The sequence below is a fragment of the Murimonas intestini genome, assembly GCF_024622195.1.
Classification (GTDB): Bacteria; Bacillota; Clostridia; order Lachnospirales; family Lachnospiraceae; genus Murimonas; species Murimonas intestini.
Genome location: NZ_JANKBI010000010.1, coordinates 21,884 through 40,905 on the forward strand (window position 1 = coordinate 21,884; position 19,022 = coordinate 40,905).

The following is a 19,022-nucleotide window of genomic DNA, read 5'->3' on the forward strand; positions in this document are numbered from 1 at the left end:
ATTTTCTTTTTGCTTTTTCTTAATTATAGGGCATACTGACTTCCAGTGCATTGCATTTTTTGCCAAAGACTGCGCATATATTGCTTTCTTATTTGCAATATATCCTTTTTAAACCACATTATCATTGCATATATTTCGTCAAATCTTTGACGCAGGCCGTTTTATTTGCAAAGTATAAAAGAAATGCCCCGGAATCCGGAGCATTTTCTGTTCTTTATATATTTTGCACAACAAAGCGGAACCATTTGAAATCAAATTCACTTCCGGGCAGAAAAACAAAGCTCACCGACTGGTTTCCCTTTACTCTCTCAATCTCAAATACCTGCTCTGAGACTCCTTCACTGTGCTTAAATTCTATGAGCTGGACGAACTCGCCTTCATCAGAACTAAACCTGATCTGCACTGCATTCTTCTCCATGGGAGTATAGCCGCAGATAACAATGGCACCTGCACCTGTATCCCCGAAATCCATCTGCTCAAACTGAATAGTCACATTGTTACCGATGTGGTCAATCCCGTCCTCATTTTTCACAAAACTGTCACCATATACATTTGTGCACTCTGTGATCTTCAGCTTCTCATACGCTTTTTCCAGGCGCTTAAAGCTGAATCCTTTCAGGTGGATCTTCTGATGCAGAACAAAACAGATACTTGTAATTCCCCGAAGCCTTCTGTTCAGGCGGTAAGTCTCCTCCTGATAAACATTCCAGACAGAAGGCTTCTTGTAGATCACCTCACCTGCTATGCTGCTGCCCTCCTCACCAGGCATTCCCTCCCATATCTGTATGGGGTATTCCTCATCAGTCAGGGCAAATATGGGCATTGTTATCTCATCTGAGCCATAGTCTCCAAAGTCGATCCCATGGAAGCCAACCTGTGTCTCCCCGTCCCTGGCTGTAGCAACTCCATGCTCATTGCCGTTTCCTACAGCTCCGCGGCTGTAATCATACAGGCCTCCTGCTATGAAGCCATATGGGTCCAGCCACGCTCTTCCCATGCCAGTCACTTCAAAATCCAGCTCTGAGATAATCCGTATATTATCTGTTCCGGCCTTTGACATACAGCGCAGCCTGAACCTTCCGTCACTTCCGGCAGTTACTTTTGCCTGCAGCCCGCTGGCTTCCACTTGTGCTAGGGAAGAGGGAATACCTGCATCATTCACCGCGCACCAGACCACCTCCCGGTCTGCAGCATCCGGCGGACAAATGACTGCTGTCACTGTGGCAGAGGGATGTCCGGGATCCAGGCATGTTCCCCCATCGCTGTAAAGCCTTACGGCCCTGACCGGGATATCCTCATCTGGTATATCTCTCTGCACAGCTGGTACCATCGCTTCTGCCGTATCCGTCATCTCTGTCTGCACAGCTGTCTCTGCCTCATCTGTCATGTCAGACCGCACAGCTGTATCCGCCTCATCTGCCATGTCCGCCTGCACCGCTATCTCCAGCCTGGCGCCTGTCAGCCCCGGTGAAGAAGCCTCCACAACCACCTGGCCTTCACCGCCTCCCGCCGCGATCACCGCCAGCAGTTTTCCGTTAAAGAGCCTTCTGCTGTCTGTTTTATATTCATCTGTATCTGTGCTGTCACCATTGTCCAAACCTGCCAGATATCCTGGCCCTGAGACTTTCACATGTATGCGGCTGGATGCATTTTCCACAGGATTCCCGCATTCATCCTCCGCGCTGATTTCTGCAAATGCCAGTTCCCTGCCTTTTATAACAGCGGTATTGCTTCGAAGCACGATCCTGGACGCTTCTCCAAATGATCTGCGGCTCTCTTTTGCTATTATCCTGCCTTCCCCGTCATAGGCGGCAGCCGTCAGTTCTCCAGGTACATACGGTATCTTCCAGTGCCCCAGCAGCTGCGTGCCCCTCTTATGATCGATCTCATAACAGCCCTGGCTCTTCCCGTTTAAAAACAGTTCTATTCTTGGCGCATTGGAGCATACACGTACATCCACCAGCTGCCCCTCATTAAAATCCCAGTATGGAAATACATGGATCATGGGCGCTTCTCTGTAATCTGTCCATTCTGCCTGATAAATATAATAAGAATCCTTGGGAAAACCTGCAGTATCTGCCTGCCCAAAGTAGGAATTCCTCGTATGATAAGGGGTTGGCTCCCCTATATAGTCAAATCCTGTCCAGAGAAACTGGCCGCAGGAAAATTCATGGTCACGCTCTGCAATAATACAGCTCTCTGAAGACTTAGCGCCCCAGCTGGTAGTAGAATTTCCCAAAGCAGAGCACTGTTCGTCCTCATCCGCAAGCACTGACTGCTCATAGGGGAAATGGTATACACCTCTGCTCTGCACTGTTGATGATGTCTCGCTTCCATATATTATCCAGTCAGGATGCTCCAGATGATGCTGGTCATAATACTTTTCAGAATAATTATATCCGGCTAACTTTATGATATCAGCACATTTCTGTGCATTTTCCCAGGGCATATAATTAGAGCCGATGGTTATGCCGGCATGGCCGTCGGGATCATGCAGTCTCACCTCACAGCTCAGCTCCCTTGTCACTTCCTGCCCTCTCTCATCTATATGTGTATCGTATATCTCATTTCCAATACTCCACATGATCAGGCTTGGGTGATTCCTGTCACGCCTTACCCAGCTTGCCACATCCTTTTTATACCACTCCCGGAAAAACCGGGCGTAATCATAAGTTGTCTTGGACCTTTCCCACATGTCAAAGGCTTCAGAGACAACAAGAAACCCCATCTCATCTGCCAGCTCCATCACATCCTGGGCCGGCATATTATGTGTCAGGCGAAGTGCATTGACGCCCATTCTCCCGAGGATCTCCAGCTTGCGCCTCATAGCTGACGAATTATAGGCAGATCCCAGGCAGCCCAGATCATGATGTTCACAGACCCCGTTTAATTTTACCTTTTTACCGTTGAGCAGAAATCCTTTTTCAGGCGAAAACTCGATTGACCTAAATCCCACGGTGTATGCTTCCTGCTGCCAGAGAACTCCGCCTGACTTTAAGCTTACCTTCAGCTTGTAACGGGCGGGTGACTTAATATCCCACACTGAAGGGTTCAGCACTTCCCCGCACACACAAGCCTGCCAGCTGCCTTCGTTCTGAGCCGTTTCCAACTGCATGAATCTTTCCTGCTTCAGTTCTGTCTGTGCCAGTTCCGTCTGCGTCACTTCTGCCTGTTTCAGTTCTGTCTGTTTCGGTTCTGTCCGTGTCAGTTCTGCCTCCAGCATTTTCCTGCCGCCTAATCTTTTTTGTTCCCCTGTCTGCATATCCCACAGCCCATATTCTAAAGTAAAGGCTCCGCTCCCTGCATCTTTTAGATCTTTACGGCACACAGAAACTTCTGTCCTGGCTTCCAGATGCCACCTGCCGTTCTCTGACTCTTTAATTGTAATATAACTGCCGTCTGATACAAGATGCGTCAAATGCTGCACCTTCAGCCATACATCCCTGTAAATCCCGGCGCCGGAATACCATCTGCTGTTTGGCGCCTGATGCGATACCCTCACCAGGATCTCATTGACTCCCGCTGACAGATACGGCGTCATATCTGCCTCAAAGGTAGAGTACCCATATTTCCAATGGCACACCTCCCGCCTGTTCACATAGACAGTGCTGTCCATATATATCCCCTCAAACCTGAGCACAAGACGTGTATCTTCCGTCTTTTCCCAATAGAAATACTTTCTGTACCATCCGCTGCCATCCTCATACAGGTTGGTTCCCTGATAGATCAGCCAGTCATGAGGCAGCGAAACGCTCTTAAACACAGGCCGGCATCCTTCCAGCTCATCAAGTGTGACTGACAGCGGAAGCTTTACAAACTCCCAGCCGTTGTTAAAAAGACTGGTACCGTATTCTGACGGTATCCTGGCGCATAATTGCTTGTCCATATTCTCTCCTTTTAGTCCCTGCCGATTTTGAAGGGAGCTGCCAGAAGGCCCTGCCCGCTGCAGAGCAGCCCACGCCTCGGTGCATTTCCCCAGGCATAGCGGACGGCCTGTGGCTCTGCTACAGCTTCACTTCTGAGCACAACCCGGTTTCCCTGAAGTTCACATTCAGCCGGATAAAACTTTCCATCTCTTCCTGCCAGGCAGAATTCCCCCGGAACCTGTCCGTCCGCTGTCTTTAGAAGTCCCCCGTAAATAGTGTCAAAAACGATGCTGACGTTCCCTTTCTCAAAGGTACAGCTCACAGGAACCGGCCCCCTGTACGGCACATCTTCCCCGTAGACCATACCGCGCGCCGCAAGCGCCGCACGCTGTGCAATCTCCCTTTTGTCCTGAGGATGCAGATCATTGTCCTCACCCAGATCCAGATTTACAGTCACCGCCGTATCCGGAAGGCATTCCGCTCCCTTCTGTGCCTGGCGTATCTTTGGCCAGCCGCTGTTTTCCTCCGGAAGATCAATAGAGAACCCCGGAAGCTGTATCACAATGAAAGGAAGGGCATCCTGATCCCACTCTTTCCTCCATGATAATATCATCCTCTGCAGCAGGTCCTCATAGTCATCCGGCCTTCTGTCATTTGACTCCCCCTGATACCAGAGCACACCTCTCACAGTATACTTCTGGCTGGGGGAAATCATCCCGTTATACAGACCTGATGCTTTACGGCACAGAAAATCCATCTCCGGCGCTTTTTCACAGCTGCATCTGACCTGGTACTGCCACCGCCCTGAAAGATCCACACGTGACTCCCCTGCCGCCAGAAAGAGCTCCTTTCCAGGAGTCACCCTTCCCTGTCCGCTGTTGCATATAAGCCGGATGCATATTTCATTTTCTCCCTCGCGCAGGATTCCCTCCGGCACAGTATATTTTCTTGGGGGATACTGGTATCCTGTCTCACCTGCCAGTTCCCCGTTTATGTAAGTCCTGTCGCTGTCATTCATTGTCCCCAGCCAAAGGCTGGCCTGCCGCCCCGCCATCTGATGTGGCACCATAAAGGTGCGGCGCAGCCAGACACATCCGGCAAAGTCACAGAGACCCGCACTGTCTAACCATCCCGGCAGCATGATATCCTTCCAGCCTTTTGCCGGCTTCTCCTGTGAAGCAGCTTCCACACAGGAAAGCCAGTCAGACATGGCTTTATCCTGGCGCTGCACAAACTCCTGCACCGCCTTCTCCCCTCTGTACTTGTCCGCCTCTTCCAGCAGTTCTGTATATCCTTCCAGAGATCCTCTGCTCATCCATGCCTCTATCCGGGAGCCGCCCTTGCTTATATCCAGCAGCCCTACAGGCACCTTTCTGTCCTCCTGCAGATACTGCCCAAAAAAGCAGGCAGCGGCTGAAAATTCTGATATATTTTCCGGTGTGCGCTCTTTCCATTCCCCGCTTGTATAATCCTTCTGCGGCATTTCAAAATCATAGCGCTCTGCCACCTTAAACATTCTTACGTACTGATTACTTCTGTCCATCTCTTCAGGATAGCGGTCCTTCACCCTCTGCATGGGAAGTTCCATATTGGACTGTCCTGAGCATACCCACACTTCGCCCACATAGACATCCGACACGATCCTGCATTCTCCGTCAGAGCTTTGAATTTTCATCCTGAATGGTCCGCCCGCTGTCAGGTTCCTGAAAAACAGTTCCCAGCTGCCATCTTCGCGGACCTCCGTTGTCTTTTTCTGTGCCTGCAATTGCGCAGTGATCTCAGTGCCAGGATCTGCATATCCCCATATCCTTGTTCTTTTCCCCTGCTGCAGTACACATCCGTCACTGATGAGCCTGGGCAGCGTTATCCCCACACTCTGTCTGTCTTCATTCAAACAGCGCCGCATATCAGCCCACCTTCACACATGCCTTTTCTAATATTTCTGTTTTGCCGGCCTGCACCTGCAGACATACAGGCTTCTTCCCCGTCAGTTCACTGCTGCGTTCGTCAGGCTGCTGGGTTCCCACATAAATCTCGTAAGTACCTTCCCCCAGCACCAGATCTCCGTTTTCATCACGCAGGCCAAATGACCTGTCAGACAGCTCAAGCCGTATCCTTTTTGATTCTCCCGGCTGCAGCTCTTCTTTTTTCAGGGCTTTTAACTGTGCATTCGGTGTCCCTGGACGTTTTGCTTTTATGTATACCTGCAGTGTCTCTGCTCCCGCCATCTGGCCGCGGTTGACAAGCACAGCTTCTACACTGAGCTTCTCTCCCTTTTCTATAGTATCCCCACTGACCGTTGCTTCCTCTACTCCAAAATCTGTATAGGAGAGACCATACCCGAATGGATAGAGCGCTTTCTGCTCCATATACCTGTACGTCCTTCCTTTCATAGAATAATCCCTGAAATCCGGCAGTTCTTCAGTTGTCCTGTAAAAAGTGACAGGCAGCTTGCCTTCAGGCGAGTATTCTCCAAACAGGACACTGGCCAGGGCTTTCCCGCCCATGGCGCCCGGATACCATCCTTCAATTATGGCCGGCACATGCTCATCTGCCCACGTCACCGCCAGGGCGCTTCCTGAGAGGATGACAAGGATTACCGGCTTGCCGCTTTCGCAGGCTGCTTCCAGGATCTCCTGCTGCAGGCCCGGAAGGGAAAGTCCCGGCTTATCACCGCTGGCAAATTCATTGCCCTCATCCCCTTCTTCTCCCTCAAGGCTTGAATCCAGCCCAAGGCACGCTATGACCACATCGCTGCTGTCGCATACTGCGCGTACTTCAGCCAGACGGTCATTTTCCTGTCCAAGACCGCTGACCTTCTTTTTGCACAGATGGCAGCCCTCGGAATAAAGCACTCTCACATCATCCCCCACATAGTCCTGGATTCCTTCTGATATGGTATAATAACGTGATGCAGTTCCCTCATAATTTCCCACAAGGGCTTTTCTGTTATTCGCATTAGGACCGATGATCCCGATGGTCTTTAATTTATCTTTATTGAGAGGAAGCAGATCTCCCTCATTCTTCAGGAGCACAAAGGACTTTCTGGCTGCCTTGAAATTCAGCCCGGCATGTTCTTTTGTGTCATTCTCTTCATAGGTGATGCTGTTATACGGCACTTTCTCCTCTTCCTCAAACAGGCCCAGCTTCATACGGGCTGACAGCAGATTTGTAACCGCCTCATCCAGGCGCTCTTCACTCACCATTCCCCTCTTCACCGCTTCCGTCAGATACAGAAACAGACTGCCGCAGTTTAAGTCACAGCCGTTCTCCATTGCCATGGCTGCTGATTCTAAAGCTGAAGATGTAACCTTGTGGTGCTCATGGAAGTCTTTTACTGCCCAGCAGTCAGAGGTCACATGGCCTTCAAATCCCCAGCCCTTTCTCAGTATATCTATAAGCAGCGTCCTGCTCCCGCAGCACGGTTCACCGTTTGTCCTGTTATAAGCTCCCATGACAGCTTCCACCTTACCTTCTTTCACACACGCCTCAAAAGCCGGAAGGTATGTCTCAAACAGATCCTGGGCAGATACCCTGGCATCGAAGGAATGGCGTTCGTCCTCGGGACCTGAGTGAACTGCGAAATGTTTTGCACAGGCTGCTGACTTCATATAATTATCGTCATCCCCCTGGAGCCCCTCTATAAAACGGACACCCATCCTGGAGGTGAGATAAGGGTCTTCCCCAAAAGTCTCATGGCCCCTGCCCCACCTGGGATCCCTGAAAATATTTACATTTGGCGCCCAGAATGTAAGTCCTTTATAAATGTCACGGTCACCGTACTTCTGCTGCATATTATACTTTGCACGTCCCTCTGTGGAAATAACATCCGCCACCTCCCAGACAAGCTCTTCATCAAAGGCTGCCGCCATTCCAATCGCCTGAGGAAATATGGTGGCGACCCCTGCTCTCGCCACTCCGTGAAGCGCCTCATTCCACCAGTTATATGCCTTGATCCCCAGTCTTTCAATCCCGGCCGCTCCATGGATAGTCTGGGAAACCTTTTCTTCCAGTGTCATCTGCCCTACCAGCTCTTTTGCTTTTCTGCGGCATTCTTGTGCTCTCTCTTCTCTCATCTAGCTATCCCCTTTACTATTTTTCATGATGTCTCAGTATTTATGTCTGGATCCATGTGTCCGGACATTACATATTTTCCTATATTTTTATTCTTTTTCGATTATAATCATAGCATTATGCACAAACCATTTCTTCCTAATTCTTGCCTCTTTATCCTCACATATTGCTTTTCCCATCTCAGACAGACACGTTTCATATCCAGGTTTCACTGTCTGCAGAATAATTTTTTGCAATTTGAGCAACATTTGAATACTTTTCCGCAAGCTTTTGCTAGCAATATCTGACTTGTTATGTTTTGATAAATATAATTATAAAAGTACTGAGCAATCATCTTATTTTTATGAAAGGAATATATCAAAATGAGTAAATACGGCCAATTTGAAAATCCAATCTTAAACGGTTTTTACCCGGACCCTTCTGTCTGCCGTGTAGGAGAAGACTATTATATGGTGACTTCGTCCTTTGTCTATTTTCCCGGTCTGCCCATCTTCCACAGCAGGGATCTTATACACTGGGAGCAGATAGGACACGGCATCTCCTCACCGGAACAGCTGGATTATAAGAACTGCGAGACATCACTGGGGCTCTGGGCGCCGTCCATCAGGTATCATGACGGAACCTTCTATATCATTAATACTTTTGTCTCAGAGGGACGGGAAGCCCGCAGGGATAACTATATCATAACAGCCTCTGACCCTTCAGGCCCCTGGAGCAGAGCCCATTTTATAGAGGGTGCGGACGGCATAGATTCCAGCCTTTTCTTTGACAAGGACGGACGTATGTGGTATGCCGGCAACTATATCTCCAACCCCGGATTATATGAAGGGCACCATGGCATTTATCTGTGTGAACTGGACCCTCTTACATTTCAGTTCAAAGGGGAGAGGACTGTTATCTGGGACGGAAATAAGACACGCAGCAAATGGATAGAGGCTCCCCACATTTATTATGAGAACGGATACTATTACCTCATTGTGGCAGAAGGCGGCACCTTTACAAACCACAGCGTCATGATGGCCCGCTGCCGCACAATAGACGGTGATTATGAAATATGCCCACGCAATCCTGTCGTCACTCACAGACATCTCTCGCTTGAACATGAGATCTCTGTAGTCGGCCACTGTGATATTGTAGAGACTCAGAATGGTGAATGGTGGATGGTACTTCTTGGAGTCCGCCCCTATAAAGACGCCCACTTTAATCTGGGACGCGAGACTTTTCTAGTGCCTGTCCTCTGGGAATCTGACGGCTGGCTCCGGATAGATAATGAAAATGGGCTGGTAAACAGGGAAGAACGCCGCCCGGAGCTTCCCTCCTTCCTCCCCTCCCCTGCGCCCTCCAGCGATAACTTTGAATCACCTGTGCTGAAATACTGCTGGAATACGATCCACCCGCCGGTTCAGTCCTTTTACTCCCTGACAGAGCGTCCGGGCTGCCTGAGGCTGTATCTTCGTCCCGAAGTCCTGCATGAAATCTGCACCCCCGCGTTCATAGGCCGGCGCCAGCAGCACGCCGCTTTTCTCATGCAGGCGGCACTTGATTTTACACCCATGGAGAACTGTGAGGAAGCAGGCCTGGCGCTTGTCCAGGACGACCGTTTCCACTATAAATATACGGTCACAAAAAAAGGAAATGAACGGCTGCTGAAACTATCAGCTGTCCGCATGGGCTGCCCCGCTCTCTTAAAAGAAGCGCCTCTGCCCACCTCAGGACGCATTTACCTCACTGTAACTGCCTCCAGGGAAGGTTATCATTTTTATTACGGCATGACAGACCAGGAATTCCTGCCCTTCTTCACAAACGCTGATCCCACACTGCTCAGCTCCCTGACAAATGAGGGCTTTACAGGCACCTACCTGGGAATGTACGCTTCTTCAAACCACCATGACAGCAATAATTATGCTGATTTTGACTGGTTCCTGTATGAACCATTACGCCAGCAATAAGGACACAGTTTGTGATTGCCCGCGGGTATCAAAGCCTCTGGGGAAAATGTATTTCAGGCCGTCCTGTACCCTGCTGTATCTTACAGTCCCAGGGTACAGGGCGGCCTGATCTTTCATTGCCTCCGTTTATTCTTTGAGCCATGAAAATTCCTCCTGCATGGAAATTCCTCCTGATCACGGCTCCGTTTTTTTACACTGCAGACATTCCCATTTTTTCCTAAAATCACTTGGTGCACAATTTTTAAGAGTCTTAAAGGTACGGTTAAAAGCACTCAAAGAAGAAAACCCTGAGTTCATGGCCACATCAGTCACGCTCATCTCCTGATTATAAAGCAGCTCTTCTGCCCTCTTCACCCTCTTGGAGTTCAGATATTCATAAAATGTCATATTCATATACTGCTTAAAAATGCGCGTAAAATGATATTTAGAAAAACCACTGACTGCTGCTACCTCCTCCAGTGTGAGATTTTCCTGGTAATGTGAGTTTATGTAGGCGCAGGCTCCCATCACTGCCTCAATATACACCTGCTTCTTGGCAGATGGTATCTTTTCCTCCGTCTCGATCTGGTACACTTCACGGCGGCCCAGTTCCACAAATATTTCAATCAGGCTGGCATAGATAAGCGCTTCCTTAAAGGCAGAGTTGGAATCATATTCATGGATTACCTTCCTCAGTTTTTCATATATAAAGCCGTACAGTTCATCTTCCTTTCTGTTTGGCAGAAAAATCAGCGGCTGCATCATAAACAGCAGTGTCTCCATTCCCTTCAGGCCATAGAGCAGTGCCGTATCAAACTGAAGGATGATGCGTTCCCCTGTGGGAGGCGCCTCCAGAGAGTGAATGATCCCTGAATTTATCAGCACGATATCCCCTTCCTTCAGTTCCAGGCGTTCTTCCCCCACAATAACTGTATACCCGTTCTCCACAGGCATAATGATCTCAATCCCTGTATGCCAGTGATCACCGTAATCCTCATATTCCACATTATGATACAGGCGGAATCCCTGGGAATCGCCATAATTTATAGTCTCATGCATTCCATTTAATATTTCAATCACGTTCATCCCCCCTTTTTATTTATTATAGGGGACAGAAACCTGGTAGTCAAATATTAGTTGCCCGGAGGATATGCTACGGAGTTTCCCTGTTACTGTTCACACGCCACCATCCCGCGAGGTGTTTTCGTGCGTATTTTGCACAATAATTCCGAAATTTGCCGTTTCTGTGCATCACAAAGCGTGCTATAAAGATTCCTAAATATCGTTGAAAGATATAATTTAATGCCGTTCCAAATAGCTTTCTACCTCTCTTACAAAAGACAAGGCTTTATTTAACTGAAGTTCCGCTTCAATTTTACTTGCTATATAAAAATCGTCATAATCTGATTTTTCCCGCAAGTAAGAGGATTCCTTGATGATCTGAGATGATTATCCGCCGAAGCTGAAAGCATTTCCCTTGCCCGTTCCATGCGGTAGCTGGCTAATTCTCTTAAGCTGCTTTCCAAAGAACCACTCCTTCCTGACGGATGTTTCTATAAAATGGCAGGATATCACCATACTTATCCATACGTTCCTTTTCAATATCAATAATAGAAAACACCTTATCATATTTTAAATCCAATTCTGCAGACCATGCAATAAACTTCTTCTTTATCTCAGCATCAAATCCATGCCTTAGAATGATCGCAACATCAACGTCACTTTCTTGCGTTGCCTGATTTCTTGCTACAGAACCATACAGGATAATCTGCTGGATGTTATCACAGAAGATTTCCTGTAAGCCATCTATTAATTCACGTATTATTGTCTCAGTCAAATCATCCCACCTCCATTCTGGTAAACGGTCTTTGACCTGTCTTATTCTCGCCTGTGTTTTTCTTAATTATACAATGGCAGCACTTAAAAATCCACCCGCTAATCAAAAAACGAGCTGATACGATTTTCACAAAGTATCGGCTCATAAGGTAAATACCTTGAGAACGCCGTCCTTAAGTCTTTTACAATAGCAGCGGAAACAGGATTTGACCCTGCGGTCTTTGGGTTATGAGCCCGTAGACTGGTATTTTTTCATTCCAAGACGCCATATAAGACAGCTGGGAATCAGAAACATGGCAGTTAAAACAGGAAGGGCACAATACCAAACCGGTACATCCCTTCCAATCAGGTACAGAAAGGGATAGTACTGGAAGAGTGCAAAAGGTACTATATAGCTGCATATAGTAAGCACTGTTTTCCCATAGACAGACACCGGATACTTTCCGTACTCTCTTGCTCCATCTGTAAAGATATTCATGACTTCCAGGCCTTCCAGCGTAAAAAAACACAGGCCTGCAAAAATAATAAATAAGCCTGCAAACACTGTGATGCCGCCTACTATCATCAGCACAAGGGTCAGGACCCGCAGAAAATCCCACTTTATTCCGCTTTTAATGATCCCATATCCAAGCATGATAAATGCCTGGAAGAGACGCCCTATCCTGGTAAGTTCAATCTTGCTGGCAAGGACCTGGAAAACTGTATTTCTGGGCCTGACAAGTATCCTGTCAAACTCTCCGTTCCCAATCATGGACGGGAACATATCAAAGCCTCTGAAAAAGCATTCCGCCAGTGAAAAAGAGATCAGGACAGTGGAGAAACAAAGCAGAATCTCACTGTAGGTAAAACATTTTACATTATTAAAGCGTTCCATCATAAAGAATACCCCCAGGAACACATTAAATGATACAAGGAACTGCCCAAGAGCAGTTAATATAAATGATGTCTTGTACTCCATTGCGCTCCGCACATGGATAGAGAGATAATGCAGATATAATTTCATATTCTTCGCCTCCTTTTCAGCCGCCCTGGACCACTACCTGTTTCAATGCCCTGTGCATCAGCAGTTTTCCGGCTGCACACATAAACACCAGCCAGAACAGCTGAAGAGCGATGACCTGCCAGGCAGCCGCTCCTGCTATATCCCCGCTGTATATCCTGAGGGGAGCATTCTGCATGGATGCAAATGGCAGGAACTCTGCCAGCTGCCTCAGTCCATCCGGCATGAAGGGAAGAGGGATCACTGCCCCTGACAGGAATTCTGCCAGACAGGAGGATATCATTTTAATTCCCTGTCCGGAAATAGTAAAAAACACAGATATGTATATCAACATGGAAAAGGCTACAACTACTCCAAAAGCCAGCAGCATAGAAAGCAAAAACAATACCGTTCCCTGTATATCCCCTGGCAGCATAATGCCATACGGGGCTGGCAGGAACACGGCGGCTATGAGCACCGGAAAACAGCGCAGGACAGCTTTCGACAAACGTATCGCCATATTTTTGGTAAACCACATCTCATACAGGCCTGCGGGCCTGCACAATTCATATGAAATATTCCCGTCGGAGATCGCTTTAAATATCTCTGCATCCCAGAACCAGGGCATAAACAGAGCCAGAAAAGCCTGCTGCAGCCACACGTAAGAAGTGAGCGCCTCAAAGCTCATGGGAAATGCGCCGGGAGATGCCTCATAGAAGGCTTTAAACATGAGGATTTCCATTCCGCCCCATACAAACTGGGTCGAAATGCCTGCAATGGCCGCAGTGCGGTACTGAAGGCCTGTCTGGAATCTGATACGAAAAAAAGACAGATATTGTTTCATCAGGCCCCTCCTTTAAATGTGGTACTGGCAGTACAGTCTCGCCACCAGTTCATCTAAAGATTCATTTTCACCCGCCAGCGCCTTAAATTCCTCCAGGGAACCGTCCAACAGAAGACGCCCTTTTCCGATCAGCATTATTCTGTTGGTCAGCGCCTCTATGTCCTGCATATCATGCGTAGTCAGAATAACAGTCGTATTATACTTTTTATTCAGCTCCTGTACAAATCCTCTGACAGCGATCTTGGACACTGCATCCAGTCCGATCGTTGGCTCATCGAGAAAGAGGATCTTCGGATTATGCAGAAGTGAGGCCGCAATCTCGCAGCGCATCCTCTGGCCCAGCGAAAGCTGCCTTGTGGATGTCCTCAGGATATCTCCCAGCTTCAGCAGTTCTGTCAGCTCCTCCTTCCTGTCCCTGTACGCATTCTGCGGAATCTTATAGATATCTTTCAGCAGTTCAAAGGAATCAATGACAGGCACGTCCCACCAAAGCTGTGAGCGCTGTCCGAATACAACGCCGATGTCCCTGACATGTTCCCGCCGTTCTTTCCATGGCACCCGGCCATTGATCAGGCACTCTCCCTTATCAGGGGTCAGAATACCGCTCAGTACCTTAATAGTACTGCTCTTTCCTGCTCCGTTTGGACCTATATATCCCACCATCTCCCCGTCGGGGATCGTAAATGAGATATCATCCAGAGCCTTTATTTCTTTGTATTCTCTGTGAAATAGTGATTTCAGGGCAGACGAAAGCCCCGCACTGCGATTTGCAGTCCGAAATGTTTTGCATAGATGTTCCACCGTAATCATGGTAAACCTCCTGGTAGTAATATTTTTAGAAACAGTTGCATGTTACTTCAAATATCTTGCCAAGCGACAGAACCCTGCCGGGGTATGTCAGTATGCCGCCATTCTGCGGCTTCCCGCACAGACCTGACACAGTTCATTTCCCCTTGGATTTTGCCAAGGGAACCCGTTGTGGTAAATATTATTTGAAAATCTTAATATATCTCCTCTCCTTTTTTCAATATTGTAGCACCTGTCTGAACTATTGTCAAAATACATTTACTAACCTAAACTGTAACAAAAGGTAACAGTTCAGCCTTCCACTGTCCCGCGAGGTGTTTTCGTGCAAAATGCACGAAAATCCCGAGAGTTGCTGTTTCTGCGGTTCAAACATATTCTTTCCTTTTTCTGAAAGAAACTCCTGTACAGGACTTTTACAGCCAGATCTGCTTCTTTTTCTTCCACTTCGAATAATATGCTTCCCTCAGCTGTATTTTGGTTTACCATCTTCACACTGATCTTCTCGGCCGTAAGTGCATCACACGCTTTTCCGGCTGCCTCTGCATATCTGGCTATATCTTGCCCGATCAGCATTATGACCGCCCGGTTATTTTCAATTTCTATCTTATCAGCTTTCAGCTCCGTATAGATACGTTTAACTATTCTCTCCCTTTTTTCTGCATTTGTCTCTGAAGCCCTTGCAGTAAATGACACATTATCTATACCGATTGTCAGATAGTCATAGGTTAATCCTTCTTCATCAAGGATTCCAAGCAGATTTCTCTCAAACCCTGTTTCATACTTCATCAGGCTTTTAGTCACATGCATTGTCACAAATCCTTTTTCAGCTGCGATGCCTACGATTCCCGGATGGTTTCTGCCGCATTTTCCGGATACTATCATGGTCCCCGGTTCTTTAGGGTTATTAGTGTTTCTTATATTTATCGGTATCCCTTTTCTCCAGGCAGGGGCGACTGCTTCTTCATGCAGCACCCCAAATCCCGCACCGGAAAGCTCCCTCATCTCCTCATATGACATAGTCCTTATCGGAGCCGGGTTACGTATGACAGAAGGACTGGCCGCAAAAACAGAATCTACATCTGTAAAATTTTCATACAGCGCCGCATTTACTGCAGCAGCCAGTATGCTTCCTGTGATATCGGAGCCGCCTCTGGGAAAGGTAATGACCTCCCCTTCTGGTGAATATCCAAAGAACCCCGGGAATACCATTAATGATTTTCTTTCCTTCAGCTTTGAAAGGGCCTCATATGAAGATGGGAGAATCTTAACATGCCCTTCTTCCTCACACAGCATCAGCCCTGCATCTTTAGGATTTACATATTCTGCATTTTCACCCTTCTGGCATAAGTATGCTGCTATCAGCCTGGCGCAGTTATCTTCTCCTGCTGCTTTTATCAGATCTAGGAATTTCTTTTCCGGCAGATGTGCGGACGATATTCTGTGTTTTATGTCTCCCTCTATCTCATCCGCTATACTTGATCTGATCCCCAGCTCCTCAGCTATCTGCCTGTATCTGGATATTACCCCCTCCAGGGCCCTGACGCAGTCCCTGCCTTCCAGGCAGTCACAGGCAAGCTCAATCAACAGGTCTGTCACCTTCCGATCCTGACTGTACCTTTTTCCCGGCGCTGATACAACTACAATTCTGCGCTCTCTGTCATCACATATAATCTCTGCTGCCTTTTTGATCTGTTTGGCATCTGCCAGTGAACTGCCTCCGAATTTTATTACCTTCATAGTTATATTCTCCTTCATCAATTATCAAATCGCAGACAAACATGCAGAAATACTTTTAAAACTGCTTACAGCGATGGGATTTCTGCACTCCTGAACTGTTATAACAGCTTCTTATATACTGGCATTATAAAGTCTTCTATATTAAAACAGTGTTAATATTCAGGCTGTTGGATTAAAATTTGTATTAATATTGAATGTCATGCAGGCGCTGAAATGCTGCAAAAAGAAATCCCACTGTCAAAGACAATGGGATTTCTGCAAGCCTGTATCATATTTTCACAGGCTTTCATGCTCTATCAGCAGATTTACTTCCTTCCTCAGTTTGATAAACTGCTCTGTATCCTTCAGTGACAAGTCCCTTTCGCCGGGGAGCAGGACAGGCACTGCTTTTTTTACAGTCCCCGGCCGTGATGTGAGCACATAGATTTTACTGGACAGGAAGACTGCCTCCTCAATATCATGAGTGACAAATATAACAGTAGGTTTTTCTTCCTGCCAGATCTGGCGCATGAGCAGCTGCATATCAGCCCTTGTCTGCGGATCCAGCGCTGAAAACGGCTCATCCATCAGCAGCACTTCAGGACTGTTAGCCAGTGCACGGGCAATTGCCACACGCTGTTTCATGCCTCCAGAGAGTTCCTTGGGATAACTGTCACGAAACTTTTCCAGCTTTATGATTTTCAGGTATTTATCGGCAATGATATCCTGCTCCTGCGGAGGCATATTCTTTATTTTCAGCCCAAACTTAATATTTTCAGCAACTGTCATCCAGGGAAACAACGTATAGGACTGGAACACCATTCCCCTGTCTGCGCCTGGTCCCATAATATCCCTGTCATGGATTACAATCTGGCCTTCTGTAGCCTCATCCAGGCCGGCGATCATCCGGAGCAGAGTGGATTTTCCGCATCCGGACGGACCGACAATGCAGACAAATTCGTTTTCCAGCACATTGACGTTCACGTCCTTCATGGCTGTCACATCCCCTTTTGGGGAAGGGTAGACCTTCTGCAGGTCTTTTACGTAGATTGTGCTGTTGGCAAGATTGGCTTCGATATGCTCATGCCGTTCTGGCAGCTGCTGTTTCTTTCTCCCAAACATTCTCATACTCACTTGCCTCCTTCCACCCATGGGAATAATTTTTTATTCAGGAATGCGAATATCCTGTCTGTGATCAGGCCCAGCAGGCCAATCAAAAGGATCCCTCCAAATATGGCATCTGTCTTCAGGAACCTCTGAGACTTTAGGATCGTATAACCCAGTCCTGTGTTGGCGGCCACCAGTTCCGCACTTACCAGATACGTCCAGGCCCACCCGATCATCATACGGAGTGTCTCCATCAGACGGGGAAGCATGGCCGGAATCATAATACGGAAAACTGCCTTTTTTGTATCTGCACCCAGAGTATAACCGGCATTGATCAGGTCGTCCGGCACCGCCATGGCATCATCCGCCACCATCAGTACCAGCTGAAAAAATGTACCGATAAAGATAACTGTGACTTTTGCGCTCTCTCCGATGCCCACCCACACCATGATCAGCGGCACAAATGCCGGAACCGGCATGTAACGGATGAACTCGCACAACGGCCTGATGACTGCTTCGATTTTTTTAAATGTACCTGCCAGGATCCCTACCGGGATACCCAGCACTACAGCGATCAGAAATCCCAGGGTAATCCTTATCACACTGATTCTCGTATTCTCCCACAGTGAGCCGTCCTGAATGGCGCCCACATAATACTGCAGCACACTGGAGGGTTTGGGCAGGAAAATCTCTTTTACCGCCCCTGTTCCGCTTACAGCCCACCAGATCAGAAAAACTGCCAGAAAGGCCATCGCGGCAAGAAAGATATACTTTTTCTTTTTGACCGCCTTTCGGATTTTTATCTTTATCATGTACAGGCCCCCTATTTGATATAAGTGTCATCCAGAATCACAGTCACATCCTCCGGCAGCTTATCAATCATTTTTGTATCCAGAAGGAATTCTGCCGATTTTTCCAGTGTATAGTTCAGATAAGTATAATCCTCCCCTCTTTTGAAGGTCTCCTGATTCTCAGCCTTATCAAAGACAGTCACCCCATCCAGCATAGTGATGTAATCTTCCTTCTCCAGTTCTGCTCCCTGGCAGATGGCCTCAATAAATGCCTCATCTCTGGCGTCCAGTTTTTCCACACCCTCAAACCAGGAATCTACAATTTTCTGTACATCTTCTCCTCTTTCATCCAGCACCTCCTGGCGCACTGCCAGTGTATCAGGAATGAGGCCAGGTTCCTCCTTCGTGCTGTATAAGAGATTTCCTCCAGCTTCAATTGCCGCGGACAATGTGGGCTCCCAGAGTACCGCCGCATCTACGCTTCCTGCAATAAATGCCGGGCCTGCGTCATTGATCGTCATATTCGTAAAGTTCACATCATCAATGGTCATCCCATTTTCTTCCAGTATCTTTAGTAAAAACATATGCTCAAGTGTGCCGACCTCGGTGGCAACTGATTTTCCCTTTAAATCCTGCACAGACTCAATTCCATCCTGGACTACCAGGCCGTCTGCCCCATAGGAATTATCATTTACAAGTACGATTTTAAAATCTACTCCTTCATTCAGAGGTGCAACAGCATCTGAACCTGCGATACAGATGCCGTCTACCTGACCGGAATAAAATGCAGTCAATGAGTCACTGTAAACAGGGAAAAATTCAATTTTCACATTCACACCATTTTTTTCAAAAATTCCTGTGCCGTCGACTCCGTACCAGGCATACCAGCCTGTCATAGGGCTGACCCCCAATACAAACGGGTCCTCTGCGGTACTGGCCGCTGCCGTATCAGACGGCGCACCAGATACTTCTTCCATTCTATTACACCCTGCAAGCAGGCTTGACGCCAATATAGCTGCCATAAATAATCCCGTAAATTTTTTCATATTCTCCGCATCCTCTCGTCCGAATATA

The 19,022-nt window shown here is 47.7% G+C and carries 13 protein-coding genes; 1 reads left to right on the forward strand and 12 read right to left on the reverse strand.

What is annotated here, in order from left to right:
- Positions 1 to 214 precede the first annotated feature (214 nt).
- Genes NSB28_RS14470 through NSB28_RS14480 form a run of 3 tightly spaced genes read right to left on the reverse strand, consistent with a single transcriptional unit; the run spans position 215 to position 7,942 of the window.
- Positions 215 to 3,886, reverse strand: a complete 3,672-nt coding sequence (locus tag NSB28_RS14470; protein ID WP_257497855.1) for a glycoside hydrolase family 2 TIM barrel-domain containing protein — start codon at positions 3,884 to 3,886, stop codon at positions 215 to 217.
- Between the two features lie 11 nt (positions 3,887 to 3,897).
- Positions 3,898 to 5,760, reverse strand: coding sequence for a sialate O-acetylesterase (locus NSB28_RS14475; protein WP_257497854.1), 1,863 nt, complete (start codon positions 5,758 to 5,760; stop codon positions 3,898 to 3,900).
- 13 nt (positions 5,761 to 5,773) lie between these two features.
- Positions 5,774 to 7,942, reverse strand: a complete 2,169-nt coding sequence (locus tag NSB28_RS14480; RefSeq protein ID WP_109747279.1) for a glycoside hydrolase family 3 C-terminal domain-containing protein — start codon at positions 7,940 to 7,942, stop codon at positions 5,774 to 5,776.
- Positions 7,943 to 8,302: 360 nt separating this feature from the next.
- Here NSB28_RS14480 and NSB28_RS14485 point away from each other — a divergent pair, with 360 nt between their 5' ends.
- Positions 8,303 to 9,889, forward strand: coding sequence for a glycoside hydrolase family 43 protein (locus NSB28_RS14485; protein ID WP_109747278.1), 1,587 nt, complete (start codon positions 8,303 to 8,305; stop codon positions 9,887 to 9,889).
- Positions 9,890 to 10,063: 174 nt separating this feature from the next.
- On the opposite strand, the gene NSB28_RS14490 is transcribed toward NSB28_RS14485, so the two are convergent.
- From NSB28_RS14490 to NSB28_RS14530, 9 genes are all read right to left on the reverse strand, one after another.
- Entirely contained in the window at positions 10,064 to 10,948 is an 885-nt protein-coding gene (locus NSB28_RS14490; protein ID WP_187374199.1) for an AraC family transcriptional regulator, read from the reverse strand.
- A gap of 430 nt (positions 10,949 to 11,378) precedes the next feature.
- The gene (locus NSB28_RS14495) at positions 11,379 to 11,705 is read right to left on the reverse strand and encodes a nucleotidyltransferase family protein (protein ID WP_187374198.1); all 327 of its coding nucleotides are present in this window, start codon (positions 11,703 to 11,705) and stop codon (positions 11,379 to 11,381) included.
- Positions 11,706 to 11,930: 225 nt separating this feature from the next.
- Positions 11,931 to 12,707 (reverse strand): ABC transporter permease, encoded by a 777-nt coding sequence (locus NSB28_RS14500; protein ID WP_109747275.1) that lies wholly within the window; start codon positions 12,705 to 12,707, stop codon positions 11,931 to 11,933.
- 16 nt (positions 12,708 to 12,723) lie between these two features.
- Positions 12,724 to 13,527, reverse strand: a complete 804-nt coding sequence (locus tag NSB28_RS14505; protein WP_109747274.1) for an ABC transporter permease — start codon at positions 13,525 to 13,527, stop codon at positions 12,724 to 12,726.
- 12 nt (positions 13,528 to 13,539) lie between these two features.
- Positions 13,540 to 14,337, reverse strand: coding sequence for an ABC transporter ATP-binding protein (locus NSB28_RS14510; RefSeq protein WP_109747273.1), 798 nt, complete (start codon positions 14,335 to 14,337; stop codon positions 13,540 to 13,542).
- A gap of 288 nt (positions 14,338 to 14,625) precedes the next feature.
- On the reverse strand, positions 14,626 to 16,071 hold the full coding sequence (locus NSB28_RS14515; RefSeq protein ID WP_109747272.1) for an aspartate kinase: 1,446 nt from the start codon (positions 16,069 to 16,071) through the stop codon (positions 14,626 to 14,628).
- Positions 16,072 to 16,347: 276 nt separating this feature from the next.
- Positions 16,348 to 17,178, reverse strand: coding sequence for an ABC transporter ATP-binding protein (locus NSB28_RS14520; protein WP_109747271.1), 831 nt, complete (start codon positions 17,176 to 17,178; stop codon positions 16,348 to 16,350).
- A 2-nt stretch (positions 17,179 to 17,180) separates the two neighbouring features.
- Positions 17,181 to 17,969, reverse strand: coding sequence for an ABC transporter permease (locus NSB28_RS14525; protein ID WP_109747270.1), 789 nt, complete (start codon positions 17,967 to 17,969; stop codon positions 17,181 to 17,183).
- An 11-nt stretch (positions 17,970 to 17,980) separates the two neighbouring features.
- Positions 17,981 to 18,994: an ABC transporter substrate-binding protein gene (locus tag NSB28_RS14530; protein WP_109747269.1), complete on the reverse strand. Its 1,014-nt coding sequence runs from the start codon at positions 18,992 to 18,994 to the stop codon at positions 17,981 to 17,983.
- Positions 18,995 to 19,022: the final 28 nt, after the last annotated feature.